The 15,910-nt window shown below is 41.5% G+C and carries 13 protein-coding genes; 12 read left to right on the forward strand and 1 reads right to left on the reverse strand.

Annotation, left to right across the window (positions count from 1 at the left end; translation table 11 throughout):
* Positions 1 to 2 precede the first annotated feature (2 nt).
* Positions 3 to 1,541 (forward strand): bifunctional GNAT family N-acetyltransferase/carbon-nitrogen hydrolase family protein, encoded by a 1,539-nt coding sequence (locus tag NST09_RS04720; RefSeq protein ID WP_268450293.1) that lies wholly within the window; start codon positions 3 to 5, stop codon positions 1,539 to 1,541.
* A gap of 45 nt (positions 1,542 to 1,586) precedes the next feature.
* Here the strand turns inward: NST09_RS04720 and NST09_RS04725 are convergent, their stop codons facing one another.
* Positions 1,587 to 2,003, reverse strand: a complete 417-nt coding sequence (locus NST09_RS04725) for a hypothetical protein (RefSeq protein ID WP_007497062.1) — start codon at positions 2,001 to 2,003, stop codon at positions 1,587 to 1,589.
* 166 nt (positions 2,004 to 2,169) lie between these two features.
* On the opposite strand from NST09_RS04725, the gene NST09_RS04730 reads away from it, so the two are divergent.
* From NST09_RS04730 to NST09_RS04780, 11 genes are all read left to right on the forward strand, one after another.
* Entirely contained in the window at positions 2,170 to 2,586 is a 417-nt protein-coding gene (locus tag NST09_RS04730) for a VOC family protein (RefSeq protein ID WP_008349030.1), read from the forward strand.
* Between the two features lie 83 nt (positions 2,587 to 2,669).
* Complete coding sequence (locus NST09_RS04735) at positions 2,670 to 3,587, forward strand: AEC family transporter (protein ID WP_007497064.1); 918 nt, start codon at positions 2,670 to 2,672, stop codon at positions 3,585 to 3,587.
* A 28-nt stretch (positions 3,588 to 3,615) separates the two neighbouring features.
* Positions 3,616 to 5,208 (forward strand): PucR family transcriptional regulator ligand-binding domain-containing protein, encoded by a 1,593-nt coding sequence (locus tag NST09_RS04740; protein WP_342493395.1) that lies wholly within the window; start codon positions 3,616 to 3,618, stop codon positions 5,206 to 5,208.
* Positions 5,209 to 5,449: 241 nt separating this feature from the next.
* Positions 5,450 to 6,787, forward strand: coding sequence for an aspartate aminotransferase family protein (locus NST09_RS04745; protein WP_331832673.1), 1,338 nt, complete (start codon positions 5,450 to 5,452; stop codon positions 6,785 to 6,787).
* Between the two features lie 163 nt (positions 6,788 to 6,950).
* Positions 6,951 to 7,508 (forward strand): glycerol-3-phosphate responsive antiterminator, encoded by a 558-nt coding sequence (locus tag NST09_RS04750; RefSeq protein ID WP_008349014.1) that lies wholly within the window; start codon positions 6,951 to 6,953, stop codon positions 7,506 to 7,508.
* Positions 7,509 to 7,723: 215 nt separating this feature from the next.
* Positions 7,724 to 8,539 carry an MIP/aquaporin family protein gene (locus tag NST09_RS04755; RefSeq protein ID WP_008349011.1) on the forward strand — a complete coding sequence of 272 codons (816 nt, stop codon included), beginning with the start codon at positions 7,724 to 7,726 and terminating at the stop codon, positions 8,537 to 8,539.
* 15 nt (positions 8,540 to 8,554) lie between these two features.
* Positions 8,555 to 10,051 (forward strand): glycerol kinase GlpK, encoded by a 1,497-nt coding sequence (glpK, locus tag NST09_RS04760; protein WP_007497075.1) that lies wholly within the window; start codon positions 8,555 to 8,557, stop codon positions 10,049 to 10,051.
* Positions 10,052 to 10,190: 139 nt separating this feature from the next.
* Positions 10,191 to 11,852 (forward strand): glycerol-3-phosphate dehydrogenase, encoded by a 1,662-nt coding sequence (gene glpD, locus NST09_RS04765; protein ID WP_342493396.1) that lies wholly within the window; start codon positions 10,191 to 10,193, stop codon positions 11,850 to 11,852.
* Between the two features lie 144 nt (positions 11,853 to 11,996).
* Positions 11,997 to 13,742 carry a phospho-sugar mutase gene (locus tag NST09_RS04770; RefSeq protein WP_008349007.1) on the forward strand — a complete coding sequence of 582 codons (1,746 nt, stop codon included), beginning with the start codon at positions 11,997 to 11,999 and terminating at the stop codon, positions 13,740 to 13,742.
* A gap of 150 nt (positions 13,743 to 13,892) precedes the next feature.
* Positions 13,893 to 15,038, forward strand: a complete 1,146-nt coding sequence (locus NST09_RS04775; RefSeq protein ID WP_108611632.1) for a GAF domain-containing sensor histidine kinase — start codon at positions 13,893 to 13,895, stop codon at positions 15,036 to 15,038.
* The gene (locus NST09_RS04780) at positions 15,035 to 15,685 is read left to right on the forward strand and encodes a response regulator transcription factor (RefSeq protein WP_017360352.1); all 651 of its coding nucleotides are present in this window, start codon (positions 15,035 to 15,037) and stop codon (positions 15,683 to 15,685) included. Before NST09_RS04775 ends, NST09_RS04780 begins: the two co-directional genes overlap by 4 nt.
* The last annotated feature ends 225 nt before the right edge of the window (positions 15,686 to 15,910 follow it).

The raw sequence follows: 15,910 nt of genomic DNA on the forward strand, positions 1-15,910 counted from the left end.
TCATGGCAGAAAAACTAGATTTAACGCGATTTGAAAAAAGAATGGTGATTCGAAATATTAGAGAAGAAGATATCGACCGAATCATTGCATTGCAAGAGATATGCTTTCCAGGCATGGACCCTTGGAAAAAAGAGCACCTTGAAAGCCACCTTGAACATTTCCCAGAAGGTCAATTCTGTGCGGAATTCGAGGGGGAAATTATTGGCTCATGTTCAAGTTTATTAATTAACTTTGATGAATACGATGATCGTCACACATGGCAGGACATCACAGATGATGGATATATCACAAACCATAATCCAGATGGGATGAATATGTACGGAATTGAAGTAATGGTCAGTCCTGAGTACCGCCGGATGAAAATCGGTCATCGTTTATACGAAGCAAGAAAAGACTTGGCGAGAAGATTAAATTTAAAAAGCATCATTATTGGTGGACGTATCCCGAATTATCATAAATATCAAGAGGAAATGACGCCTCGCCAATATGTAGAGCAAGTCATGCTGCACCAAATTTATGATCCTGTGCTATCTTTTCAGCTGTTAAATGAATTTAGCCTGATGCGGATCAATCCGAATTACTTGCCGGATGATAAAGCTTCCAGCACGTACGCAACGCTAATGGAATGGAACAATGTCGATTATCGCCCGCAATCGAAAAGATATTATAAATCGGCGTTCCCAGTGCGAATTTGTGTCATTCAATATGCAATGAAGCAAATTCATTCCTTTGAGGAGTTTATGAATCAAGTGGAGTATTACGTGGATGTGGCATCAGATGCGTCAGCTGACTTTGCCGTTTTCCCGGAAATCTTTACAACCCAGCTTATGTCATATTTAGAAGAGAGATCACCAAGTCTAGCAGTGCAGCGGATCACAGAATATACCGAGGACTACATCAATTTGTTTACAGATCTCTCGGTCAAGTACAACATTAATATCATCGGTGGTTCTCATTTCGTTGAAGAGGAAGGGAAAATCTATAATATCGCCTATTTATTTAGACGTGATGGAACGATTGAAAAGCAATATAAGTTGCATATCACGCCGAATGAAAGAAAATGGTGGGGGATTTCAGCTGGTGACCAAGTCCGGGTATTTGATACGGACTGCGGTAAAATTGCGATCCAAATTTGCTACGATATTGAATTCCCTGAGCTTGCTCGAATTGCAGCTGACAAAGGAGCGAAAATTATATTCACTCCATTCTGTACAGAAGACCGTCAAGGCTATTTACGTGTGCGTTACTGTGCGCAGGCGAGAGCGGTTGAAAATCAGATATATACGGTCATTTCTGGAACGGTCGGAAACCTTCCGCAAACAGAAAACATGGATGTCCAATATGCACAATCAGCCATCTTTGCACCATCTGATTTTGAATTCGCAAGAGATGGCATTGTAGGAGAATGCAACCCGAATATTGAAATGGTGGTTGTCGGTGATGTCGACTTAGAAATATTAAGAAGGCAGCGTCAAGATGGGACGGTTCGTCAGCTGAAAGACCGAAGAAGAGACGTGTACCATATTGAATATAAGAAATAACCAAAACAAGCGCCCCGCAGTTATGCGAGGCGCTTTTCTGTATGTTTACATTTTCTTTAATGCCACTGTAGCAAAATGGGCAATGCTTTTGGCAGCTAAAAATGGAACGTCTGATTTAACAAGAGATTGATAAATCGTTTTTTCTACTTGTTTCCATGTAAGATCAGACTCTTCTAAAAGATTTTTTAAATCAGGTCCTACATGCTGGTTGAAAAACTGTTCAAATTGTTCACGTTTTTCTTGTCCGGCAATCACTTCTAATTTTTGTAGCCACTTTTCTTGTTTTTGGAAAGATTGTTCGATGTTTTGTTTAATGGTGTCTGTTGTTGAAGGAAGCTGAAAATCACTTTCTGCTGTCACCTGCTTCGTTTGAATAGATGCAGCATCAGCTGTCTGTGTAATAGGTGAAGCGAATAAAAGGACAGTGGTGGAGAGCATCAAAGATTTTGCGATTGTTTTCATTAAGAAAACCTCCTAGTTCATTTAGTATTGTGCACGAGATTTATTATACATTTTTGTTAAAATAAGGTAATGAGACTTACCGCTTATTTTTTCATGCGACAAAGGGATGCCAAATGAAAAGACGAATATACTGAATGGAAATGATGTTTTACAAAGGGAGAGGGATATGGGGCGACAATCTAAACATTTGTATATCAATTTGCCGGTTAAGCATGTAAATGAGTCAAAGGCTTTCTTTGAACAGCTGGGTTTTGACTTTCAACAAGAACTGACGAATGAACATGCTGCTTGTTTTGTGATGAATGAGACGATTACCGTCATGCTGTTATCACTTAAGCATTTCCAATCCATTTCAGAGAAGGAATTGGTAGATGCCAGAAATGGCGCAGAGGTCATTATCTCTTTACAGGTCGAGACGAGGGAAGAGGTTGATGAGCTTGTAGAGCGTGCGATCGCAGCTGGTGGTTCACCGTTTAAGGAAAAACAAGACCATGATTTCATGTATGGCTGGAGCTTTCAGGATCGTGATGGTCATTTATGGGAAGTGTTTTATATGGATGAGGAGAGAAGCGACCTTTCATAAGGGTGCTTCTTTTTTATTGATGATCAGTGGTATGATAAGAGGGTAAAAAAGAAGGAATTCATCTAGAGAAAAGTAGGTGCTACATGGAGTTTTTACTTGTCTTAATGCCAGTGTTCGGCATATTCCTTATAGGGTATATTGGGCAGAAGACAATTGGTTTTGATATACATACGCTCTCATCAATGTCTTTATATTTAATGTCACCATTTCTTGCGTTTGAAACCTTTTATCAAAATAAAGTATCGATGGACTATGTGTACTTATCAATATTTGTCGTAGGGCTTTGTCTTTCACTTGTTTTATGTGTCTTCATTTTATCTCGAATTTACGGGTATTCGAATGAAACGTATTGTGCCATGATTTTGTCATCAGCATTTATGAATAATGGAAATTATGGCACGCCTGTTGTCCTTCTTGTTTTTGGAGCAGCTGGTTTAGATATTGCGATTGTGCTAATGGTCCTTCAACAGCTCGTCATGAGTACGATCGGCATGTATTATGCAGCAAAAGGTGGAGAGGACGCGGGAGACTTGAAGGTCGTTCTAAAAAAAGTGCTGCGTATGCCGGTTGCTTATGGGGCTCTTCTTGGTCTATTATTTCAGCTCATTGACCTTTCATTACCTAAAGAGCTTATGACAGGTGTTCAGCTGGTCGGGGATGCAGCGATACCAACGATTATGCTGATTTTAGGTATGCAGCTCGCAGTGATTTCTTTTAAACAAGTGGATTATCGTAATATTTCCTATGCGGTGCTGCTGAAGCTGTTTATTTCACCTCTCATCGCCTTTGGTTTTACACTTATTTTACCTGTTGATGATTTGGTGAAACAAATTATGATTTTAGTTGCAGCGATGCCGACAGCGGCGAATACAACGCTGATGGCTGTGCAATTTCGAACGAAGCCTGAGTTTGTCTCAAGCACAACGTTTCTCAGTACGATTTTAAGTATTGTGACTTTACCTGTTTTATTATGGATTTTATCCATGCACCCTCTGGGATAGGGGACGGCAAACAAAGGGGGACTTATGAATGAATGTAGATGTTCATTTTCAAGTAAGTGATGTGTTAAAAACGAAGCATTTTACGCATGCGAAAGTGTTAGCTGGGGAAAAGGGATTGTTTCGGCAGGTAAAATGGGTACATGTACTTGAAGTGCCTGCTGTAGAGGATTTGTTAAACGGAGGCGAGCTGATCTTAACGACGGCCGCAGGCTTCCATGATCAATTGGAAGTCTTTCAGGCGTTTTTAAGGCAGTTGATTGACTCAGGTGCGGCTGGATTATGTATTGAGTTTGTACCGCTCCGGTTTGATGTACCGGAAGAACTGATTATTTATGCAGAAGAACGTGATTTTCCGCTAATTCTGTTTACAAAAGAAGTGAAGTTCGTCAATATTACACAGCATCTCCATACGATGATGATTGAACGTCAGTATCAGATGATGGCAGATTTAGAAGCCTTGTCGTCAAAGCTGAATGAGCTTTTACTAACTCCTCATCCGCAGATGGATATTTTGGATCAAGTGTATCAGCACGTGAGAGGGATACTACTGCTGATCCCTGTTCAAGGTGAGCCGATTATTTTATGTGATTCTTCCAAACAAACAGAAGAGCTTGTGATGAATTATTTGCAATATGCTTCATTACCAAAAGGATATGAAGTGACGCAAAAACAAGTCCTTGCACTCAAACAAACCTTTGCAGACCTCGTCCTCATTCATCAATCGAACACGCTCTCGGAATTTGAACTGCTTGTGATGGATAAAGGAGCGAATGCCCTTGCCCAGCAAACATTAAGAGAGCTGTATACAGAAGAGCTGAAGAAGACAAAAGAGAATGAATGGCTGCAAAAATGGTTTCATGAAGATCATACAGAAAGAGAGATCATAGAACACCTTGAGGAGACAGAAGGACTGAAAAAACCGACCGGCTGTGTGGTGATGCTCTTTCAAAAAAACCACCAAATAGAAGAAATCGCAGGGAATCTTTATTTTCTTGTCTCTTGCCGTTCTATTTTTCAGCGTGCTGGTTTCTATTTGATTGTGTACGAGCATCAAGGACAAACCTTATTTATTTTATTGAATACAAGAAAAGTTGAGGACTGGAAAGAGCGTGCAGAAAAAGCGGCAAACGACATCACGCAATTATATGACCGTGAGAAGACCGGCGAGGCAGTCATCAATTATGGAATCGGTTCATATTGTGAGCAATTTCAGTACATGAGAAAAAGTTTTCAAGCAGCGAAAGAAGTGCTGCATTTAAAGAAAGTGATGCCGCAACGGATAAAAAGCCCATTTTATCAAGATTTACATATGCTTCGATTGATGCCTGTCATGAAAGAAAGCGGGTTATTAGAATGCATGGTGAAAGAGTATTTGGAGCCGGTGATTTTATATGATAAACAAAATAGCGGCAGGCTCTATCAGACGCTGAATATCTTTTTACAGACAAACGGTTCTAAAAAAGAAACCGCAAGCCAGCTCTATATTGTGAGGCAGACGCTTTATCACAGATTGGATAAGCTTCATGCTTTACTTGGTGAGGATATGATGCAAGCGCCAAAACGTCAAGCGCTTGAATTTGCGATCCTTGCTTATGAATTTTTACAGGGGAATCGCCATTAACGCTATATGTTAGATTTTCCAAGGGATCAAGTAGAGTGTCTCATGGTTCTTTTCAATCAGTTGACGATCTGTCTAATGTAATGTGTCTGGCCCCTTTTTTATAATGAGAGTAACGACACGGGCGGTCTTGTTTCAGTTTCATATGCCTCACTTTTTATCCATATAATGAATGGAGAGGTCATATGCAGGACCGGTTTAAGCTTCTTTGGTGATGAAAACGGATACATGGGGGCGTGGGAAGATGAAAACACATAACGCACAAGATCTTCAGGCGAAAGATGATCAGTTCATTTGGCATCATATGAAAGGGACAAACAAAGAAAATGAAAGTATGGTGATTCATGAGGCAGAAGGCGCATGGGTGACAGATATTCATGGAAATCGCTATTTAGACGGGATGTCAGGACTATGGTGTGTAAATGCCGGATATGGACGTAAAGAGCTTGCAGAAGCGGCGTATAGGCAATTAAATACGATGCCTTACTACCCACTGACACAAAGCCATGTGCCAGCGATTCAGCTGGCTGAGAAGCTCAATGAATGGCTAGGCGGGGACTATGTGATCTTCTTTTCTAACAGTGGTTCTGAAGCGAATGAAGCGGCATTTAAGATTGCCAAACAATATCATGCGCAAAAGGGAGAGAGTACACGAACAAAATTTATTTCCCGATATCGATCGTATCATGGCAATACAGCAGCAGCTCTAGCCGCAACGGGTCAAGCGCAGCGCAAGTACAAATATGAACCGTTAGGGCAGGGGTTCATCCATGTCGCACCGCCTGATATGTACCGGCATCCTGAAGATCAAGAGAGCTTGGCAAGTGCTGATGCAATCGATCAAGCGATGACGTGGGAATTAAGTGAGACCATTGCTGGCGTCATCATGGAGCCGATGATTACAGGAGGAGGTATCTTAATGCCGCCAAAAGGATATTTGAAGAAGGTGAAAGAAATCTGTGAAGATCATGGGGCGCTCCTCATTGTGGATGAAGTGATATGCGGCTTTGGCCGGACAGGAAAGCGGTTTGGATTTATGCATGAGGAAGTGAAGCCAGATATCATCACCATGGCAAAAGGGATCACAAGTGGATATTTACCGCTATCTGCAACGTGCGTGAAACGAGACATTTATGAAGCGTATGCAGGAGAAGATACGTATGACAGGCTACGGCATGTGAATACATTTGGCGGTCACCCTGCTTCCTGTGCGGTGGCGCTTGCTAACCTAGAGATCATGGAAAACGAGCAATTAGTGGAGCGGTCAGGCACGCTTGGCCAAGACATGCTCGAACGTTTGCAAGAGTTAAAAGAGCATCCATTTGTCGGTGATGTGAGAGGAAAAGGTCTGCTGTTTGGGATTGAGCTTGTGCAGGATCAGGCGTCAAAAAAGCCAGCTGATCCAAGTGTAGTCGGTCAATTGATTGCAGAATGTAAAAAGCGAGGATTGATCATCGGGAAAAATGGCGATACAGTGGCTGGCTATAATAACGTGGCACAGCTCGCCCCACCGCTAAATATCACTGATGAAGACGCCTCATTCATTATTCATACTTTAAAAGAAAGCATGGCACAATTATAGCAGAGAGGTTTCTCTGCTTTTTTCTATGTCCAGAAAGGATCAGGTTTTAATCGATCTGCTAGGCTGAATGGTCAATGGGCACACTAGGTGTATTGAAAAAAACATGCGATTCTATTACTGTAAGGAGAAGATAGAACCAATACACACGAGAAGGAGACGGCATATGAGTTTTCATGATCAACCCATTCTACCTGCTGTTCGCAATATGAAGCAATTTGAGGAATTTTTAAAAAGTCCATTTACATATGGGGTCTTACTAGATGTTCACTTAGGGCGGCTTAAGGGCATCATGAATGAGGCGAATGCGCATCATAAAAAAATGTTTGTCCATGTCGATCTCATTCACGGAATCAAACATGATGAGTACGGAACGGAATTTATTTGTCAGGAAATGAAACCAGCTGGCATTATTTCTACTAGGTCTTCTGTCATAGTAAAAGCCAAGCAGAAAAAGGTATATGCCATCCAGCGAATGTTTTTACTTGATACAAGTGCGATGGAAAAAAGCATGGAGTTTGTCGGGAAACATCGTCCAGATTTTATTGAAGTATTGCCGGGTGTCGTGCCAGATTTAATTACAGAAGTGCGCGAAAGAGCTGGAATACCAATATTTGCAGGAGGATTTATCCGAACAAAAGAAGATGTAGAAAGGGCGCTTGCAGCAGGGGCGACAGCTGTCACCACATCGAATACAAAGCTTTGGAAAGCATTCCAAAAGTGAAAAAGATAAAATGTGAAAATTGATTGACAACGTTTTCATCCTCTGATACTATAGCACTAAGTTAATATCATGTGATGGAGAAACGGAGATCCACAACGACGCTTTACTAGGTGACAAATGACCCTGATGTAAAGTATGTTTGTTGTGGATCTTTTTTCTTTATCTTTTCTACACATTTATAGGGGATGGCAACTGAACCAGAGGAGGAATTTTTCATGACACCATTTTGGGGTGAAGTCGTTGGTACAATGCTTCTGATTATTTTTGGAGGCGGTGTGTGTGCGGCAGTCAGTTTAAAGAAATCGCTCGCTTATCAGTCCGGTTGGATTGTAATCGCTTTCGGATGGGGATTTGCAGTAGCGATTGCAGCTTATGCCACTGGAGGAATTAGCGGTGCACATTTAAACCCGGCGCTGACAATAGGTCTTGCATTAGAAGGAAGTTTTCCTTGGGCTGATGTTCCAATGTATATTGTCGGTCAAATGCTTGGCGCATTACTCGGAGCTATTATTGTCTTCTTACATTACTTACCACACTGGAAAGCGACAGACGATCCAGGTGCAAAACTAGGCGTATTCTCAACTGGTCCTGCGATTCCGCATACTTTTGCAAACGTGCTCAGTGAAGTCATTGGTACATTTGTATTGGTGGTAGGAATTTTAGCGATTGGTGCAAATAAATTTGCAGACGGAGTCAATCCGTTGATTGTTGGTTTCTTAATTGTTGCGATTGGTCTTTCATTAGGTGGTACAACTGGTTACGCAATTAACCCTGCACGTGATTTAGGTCCAAGAATCGCACATGCCATTCTGCCGATTCCAGGTAAAGGTCCATCAAATTGGAAATATGCTTGGGTTCCTGTTGTTGGTCCAATTTTGGGCGGTGCATTTGGCGGTGTTTTCTATAATGCAGCCTTTAAAGCGAACGTCACACCAGCCTTTTGGATTGTAAGCGTTATTTTAGTTGTGGTATTGTTAGGACTCTATGTTTCTACGAAAAACCAGACAAATGCTGTCAATGAAAGTATGTAAGGGGAGGAAAACACCATGGCAAAAGAAAAATATATTCTCGCATTAGATCAAGGGACAACAAGCTCAAGAGCGATCTTATTTGATCAAGAAGGTAAAATTGCACATACAGCTCAGAAGGAATTCAATCAATATTTTCCGAACCCAGGCTGGGTAGAACACAATGCAAATGAAATTTGGAGCTCTGTTCTATCAGTTATTTCAACTGCTTTAATCGAATCAGGAATTGAAGCAGATCAAATCGCCGGTATCGGAATTACGAACCAGCGTGAGACAGCTGTTGTTTGGGATAAACATACAGGCGCACCTGTTTACAATGCAATTGTTTGGCAGTCACGACAAACATCGGGTATATGTGATGAGCTAAAAGCGCAAGGACACGATGAAACGTTTAGAAATAAAACCGGTCTTCTGATTGATGCTTATTTCTCAGGTACTAAAGTGAAATGGATTTTAGACAATGTAGAAGGTGCTCGTGAGAAAGCAGAAAATGGTGACTTGCTGTTTGGCACAATTGATACATGGCTCATTTGGAAAATGACTGGCGGTCAATCACACGTGACAGATTATTCAAATGCATCAAGAACGTTAATGTTCAATATTTACGATCTGAAATGGGATGAAGAACTACTTGATATCTTAGGTGTTCCAGCTTCCATGCTGCCAGACGTCAAACCATCATCACACATTTATGGTGAAACAACAGACTATCACTTCTTCGGTAAAAATATTCCGATTGCAGGAGCGGCAGGAGATCAGCAGTCTGCGTTATTCGGTCAGGCTTGCTTTGAAGAAGGAATGGCGAAGAACACATATGGTACAGGATGTTTCATGTTGATGAATACAGGGGAAAAAGCAATTAAGTCGGATCATGGATTGTTAACGACGATTGCATGGGGCATTGACGGCAAAGTTGAATATGCTTTAGAAGGAAGTATTTTCGTTGCTGGCTCAGCGATCCAGTGGCTGCGTGATGGACTTAGAATGTTTAAAGACTCAAAAGACAGTGAAGCTTATGCTGAGCGCGTTGAGTCAACAGACGGCGTATATGTCGTACCAGCATTCGTTGGTTTAGGCACACCATATTGGGATAGTGATGTCCGAGGCGCTGTATTCGGTTTAACACGCGGTACTTCTAAAGAGCACTTTGTTCGTGCAACGTTAGAATCACTTGCTTATCAAACGAAAGATGTTTTAGATGCGATGGAAAAAGATTCAAACATCTCACTTAAAACATTGCGCGTCGATGGCGGGGCTGTAAAGAATGATTTCTTAATGGGCTTCCAAAGTGATTTGCTCGATGTACCAGTAGAACGTCCAGAAATTAATGAAACGACGGCACTCGGTGCGGCCTATCTTGCGGGAATAGCAGTTGGCTTCTGGAACGACCGTTCAGACATTGCAAAACAATGGAACCTTGACAAGCGCTTTGAACCTAAAATGGAAGAAGACAGCCGTGACTCGTTATACAGCGGGTGGAAAAAGGCTGTAAAAGCAGCTCAAGCTTTCAAATAAACAAAAAGTATGGTATACTTCAAGTAAGTTAATAGAACGGTTGGAGAACTGGAGAGACCGCAAGCACCGAAGTGTAGAAATACGCTTTGGGTGTTTGCGGTCTCTTTTTCTTTACCGTACAACATGGGAGGAACAAGAGATGACTTTTTCTAGCTTAGAAAGAGAACAAATGCTTCAGGACATGACAAAAAAACCATATGATGTGTTTATCATTGGTGGGGGTATTACAGGCGCAGGTACGGCACTTGATGCGGCTTCACGCGGAATGCGTGTCGGTCTTGCGGAGATGCAGGATTTCGCAGCAGGTACGTCTAGCCGCTCAACGAAACTTGTACACGGTGGACTTCGTTATTTAAAACAATTTGAAGTGAAAATGGTCGCAGAGGTCGGTAAAGAGCGTGCCATCGTATACGAAAACGGTCCTCATGTGACAACGCCAGAATGGATGCTTCTTCCGATGCATAAAGGCGGGACATTCGGTAAGTTTTCAACTTCAATTGGACTTAGAGTATATGACTTTTTAGCTGGCGTTAAGCATAGTGAACGCAGAAGTATGCTAAGTGCGAAAGAAACACTTGCAAAAGAACCGCTTGTGAAAAAGGATGGCTTAAAAGGCGGGGGCTACTATGTTGAATACCGTACAGATGATGCACGCCTGACAATTGAAGTCATGAAAGAGGCTGTGAAATTCGGGGCAGAAGCGGTCAACTATGCGAAAGTAAAAGAATTTATTTATGATAAAGGCAAAGTTGTCGGTGTTGTCATTGAAGATGTCACAACACAGAAAACATACGATGTATATGCGAAAAAAATCGTCAATGCGACAGGTCCGTGGGTCGATCAGCTAAGAGACAAGGACCACTCAAAAGAGGGGAAACATTTACAGCATACAAAAGGAATTCACTTAGTATTTGATCAATCTGTTTTCCCATTAAAACAAGCAATCTACTTTGACACACCTGATAAACGAATGGTCTTTGCGATTCCAAGAGAAGGAAAAACGTACGTGGGAACAACAGATACCGTTTACAAAAAACAGCTGGAACATCCGCGTATGACAAAAGCAGATCGTGATTACGTGATCAAAGCCATTCAATATATGTTCCCAGATCTTCATATTACAGAAAAAGACGTTGAATCTAACTGGGCTGGTCTTCGTCCACTCATTCATGAAGAAGGGAAAGATCCTTCAGAAATTTCTCGTAAGGATGAGGTATGGACATCATCTTCAGGCTTAATCACGATTGCCGGCGGTAAATTAACAGGTTACCGTAAAATGGCTGAACATATTGTGGATCTTGTACGTGATGGACTTAAAGAGGAAACTGGAAAAGATTTCGGACCATGTAAAACGAAACATATGCCAATTTCAGGTGGGCATGTAGGCGGTTCGAAAAATATGGCATCCTTTGTTCAAGCGAAAACGGCAGAAGGAGCATCCGTTGGTTTGACAGAACCGATTGCACAAAAATTAGCTGAGAAATATGGCTCAAACGTCAGCAATGTCTTCAAGCGTGTAGAGCAGCTTCAGGGGGAAGCAGACAAACGAAATATTCCCGCATATGTGTTGGCTGAACTTGTCTATGCGATCGAAGAAGAATTGGCTGTTACACCTGTTGATTTCTTCTTGAGAAGAACAGGCAGCCTATTATTTAATATCAATTGGGCAAAAACGTATGCACAGCCTGTTGTTGACTATATGGCAGATCGTTTTGGCTGGGATGAAGCGACAAAACAGAAACATCAAACTGAATTAGACCGACTATTCCATGAAGCAGTCGTACCGCTTGATGCTGAATAAGTAAAAAGCCGATCGTGTATCGGCTTTTTTTATTTTGTTCATCGTTTTTTCATATGTTCATGATATAACATGACATAAAGGATAATTCCATATAAAATAACAGTAGATATTAATTTATTGATGTTAAGAACTGGGAGGACGACCATGAGTTGGATTACGAATTATGAGCGTTGGATCAATGAGAAGCACCTGGATACTGAACTAAGGGAATGGCTGGAGGCACATCAAGATGATCATCAAGCACTTGAAGACTGTTTCTACAAAAACCTTGAGTTTGGTACTGGAGGAATGCGCGGAGAAATTGGTGCTGGAACGAACCGAATGAATGTTTATACTGTTCGAAAAGCATCCGCTGGTCTTGCTGCGTATATTGCAGCACATGGAGAGGATGCAAAAAAAAGAGGCGTCGCCATTGCCTATGATTCACGCCATAAATCTCCTGAATTTGCGATGGAAGCGGCCAAAACACTTGCTTCACATGGCATTCAAACATACGTATTTGATGAACTGCGTCCGACACCAGAACTCTCTTTTGCAGTTCGAGAACTGAATGCCTTTGCAGGGATTGTTGTGACAGCAAGTCACAATCCGCCAGAATATAATGGCTATAAAGTTTATGGAGAAGATGGAGGCCAAATGCCCCCATTTGAAGCAGATCAAGTCATTAAAGAAGTAGATGCCATCGAAAATGAATTAGCCATTTCAGTGGAATCAGAAGAAGTATTGAAGCAAAATGGTTTGATCCGCATGATTGGTGAAGAAATCGATCAAGCGTATATGGAAAAATTAAAAACCATTCGTGTGCACCCTGAGCTTGCAAAAGAAGTCGATGTCAAAGTGGTGTTTACCCCGCTTCATGGGACGGCGAATAAACCTGTCCGAAACGGACTTCAGGCCTTTGGTTATGAGCATGTGACGGTTGTACCTGAACAGGAAAAACCAGATCCGCAATTCTCGACGGTCACATCTCCAAATCCAGAGGAGCATGCCGCTTTTGAATACGCCATCAAGCTTGGCAAAAAGCAAAATGCTGATATGTTGATTGCGACAGATCCAGATGCAGATCGATTAGGTATCGCTGTGAAAAATCACGATGGAGAATTTACCGTTTTGACGGGCAACCAAACAGGCGCCTTACTACTTCATTATTTATTATCTGAAAAACAAAAACTAGGTCAGCTACCGCCTCGCCCCGTTGTGATGAAAACGATTGTGACAAGTGAGCTTGGGCGTGCTGTTGCCTCAGCATTTGGAGCTGACACGATTGATACGCTCACTGGCTTTAAATTTATCGGAGAAAAAATCAAGCAGTTTGAAGAAAGCGGAGAATACACGTTTCAATTTGGCTATGAAGAAAGCTACGGCTATTTGATCGGTGATTTTGCACGAGATAAAGATGCAGTTCAAGCGGCGCTATTAGCAGTTGAGGTCGCAGCCTTTTATAAGAAACAAGGCAAGTCATTATACGATGCGCTTGTTGATATTTTTAAGGAATTTGGATTTTATAGAGAAGGGTTAAAGTCATTAACCTTAAAGGGGAAAGTAGGAGCAGAGCAGATTTCTGCTATTCTTCATACCTTTAGATCAAACCCGCCAGCTTCTATCGCCGGTCAGCGCATTACGGTCATTGAGGATTATCAATCAAGTCAAAGGCACCTTGTGGCTGAAAAGAAAGAAGAAACGATTCATCTGCCGGCATCAAACGTCCTGAAATATTTCCTTGAAGATGGCTCATGGTTTTGTTTACGACCTTCTGGTACGGAGCCTAAAGTCAAATTTTATATTGCAGTCAAAGGCACATCGTTAACAGACAGCGAAGAAAAGCTGAAACACTTATCAGAAGAAGTCATGAAAGTCGTCTATGACATTGTGGAAGAAACAGCTAAATAAAATATCACAAAGCCATCATGTCATGCATGATGGCTTTTCTCAGTCGAAAGGATGAGAAAAAATCATCCTTTTTGAGAAAGAGCCGCACAGATGCTCATGGTATAATCAACATATTGATCAGAGAGGCAGTAAAAGCCGGGGGTACACACGATGGGAGATTACCAAGAAAAAGTCAAAACATTAAAAACGTTAAAAGAAATTGCTGAAAAGCTAAATGAAGGGATGGAAATGAAGGAAACGCTTCATGAAGTGCTTCATATGCTTATGGAAGTGACAGGCTTTCAAACAGCATGGATTTATTTTATAGAAGAAGACGGATCGTATGAACTAATGGCAGAAGTATGTTTACCTGAAGCGCTGGCAAAGGATCGAAAGCAATTGATGTGTCAAAACGATTGCTATTGCATCAACCGCTACACAAAAGGCTCACTGCAATCAGCGACCAATATCATCAATTGTAAACGGATTGAAACGGCGATTGAGCAAAAGCTTGGAGATACAGAAGGAATTACCCATCATGCAACCGTTCCTCTCCAAGCATGTAAGCGTACGTTTGGCTTATTAAATGTGGCGGCAAAAGGGAAGGTCACATTTACACAGGAGGAGCTGAATCTGCTTGAAAGTATTGCACTGCAAATTGGTACGGCTATTCAGCGTATGAAGCTTGTGCAAAATGAGCAGCAGCATGCACTGCTAGAAGAACGAAACCGGCTTGCGCAGGATTTACATGATTCTGTGAATCAAATGCTGTTTTCCGTGAGTTTGACTGCAAAGGCAGCGCGTCAAATGACAAGTGATCAAAAATTAGGTGAAATGATTGATTTTATTCAGCATTTATCACAAGATGCCCTCATTGAAATGCGCTCACTCATATGGCAGTTAAGACCAAAAGGACTTGAAAAAGGATTTACGACAGCGATTGAAGAGTATGCACAGCTTTTAGGTCTAAATTGTTCATTGTCTTTATCAGGCTGTATGGAAATAGATCATTCAAAGCACGAAACCTTATTTCGCGTATGCCAAGAAGCTCTAAATAATTGCCAAAAGCATGCGGGTGTTGAGAAAGTAGAGGTCAAACTGGAGCAATCAGGAGATACGTTTGGTATGAAAATCATCGATCAGGGAAAAGGATTTCAGTACGATGAACAAATGAGCCTTCCTTCACTCGGTCTGAAAGGTATGTCTGACCGCATCAAAAGAGCTGGAGGGACATTTTGTATAGAGTCTGAGCTTGGTAAAGGAACCACTATTCAAGTAAAGGTGCCATTTTCTCAAGAAAGGAAGGGATCTTCATGAGAGTCGTCATTGCAGATGATCATCATATTGTGAGAAAAGGGCTTGTGTTTTTCCTGCAGACACAGTCTGACATTGAAATCGTTGGTGAGGCTTCTAATGGAGAAGAAGCATTAGTAATTGTCAGACAAACGCGCCCTGACATCGTTCTCATGGATTTATCGATGCCTGTAATGAATGGCATTGAGGCAACGAAACAAATGACGCTGGAAATGCCTGATACCCGCATTGTGATCCTGACAAGCTATGCGGATAAAGATTATGTTATTCCCGCCATTCAAGCAGGGGCAAAAGCCTATCAGCTCAAGGATGTAGCGCCAGAAAAACTTCTTACGACAATGATTGACGTACAAAAGGGCACCTATCAATTAGATGGTCATATCACCAATTTTCTTGTGCAGCATTTGACTGAACCAAAAGAGCAAAGATGGGAGTTAATGAAAGAGCTGACCAATAGAGAGAGAGATGTCTTATTCGAAATTGCAAAGGGCAAAAGCAATAAAGAAATTGCCTCATCTTTGTTCATTTCTGAAAAGACTGTCAAAACGCACGTATCTCATGTATTATCAAAGCTAGAGCTGGCAGATCGTACCCAAGCGGCTCTGTATGCAGTGGATTATCAAAAAAGTCAGCCCAAAGAGCTGCTATAACAGAAGGGAATTTAGTCGTATGCTAAAACTTTTAAGCACACATTTAGTTCAATGAATTGAATAAAAAGAGCACAGTTGTTGGTTTATTTGATGTGCCCTTTTGCGTGAAAAGAGATGTATGTTCAGTCTGATGTCTATTAGATAAAACGTTAAAAGACTTGATGAGTATATGTTCATTAAGTCTTTTTTATTTGAAGGAGGTGATAAGCCAAACCGGCTGACTAA

The organism is Bacillus sp. FSL W7-1346 (assembly GCF_038593335.1).
Classification (GTDB): domain Bacteria; phylum Bacillota; class Bacilli; order Bacillales; family Bacillaceae; genus Bacillus; species Bacillus altitudinis.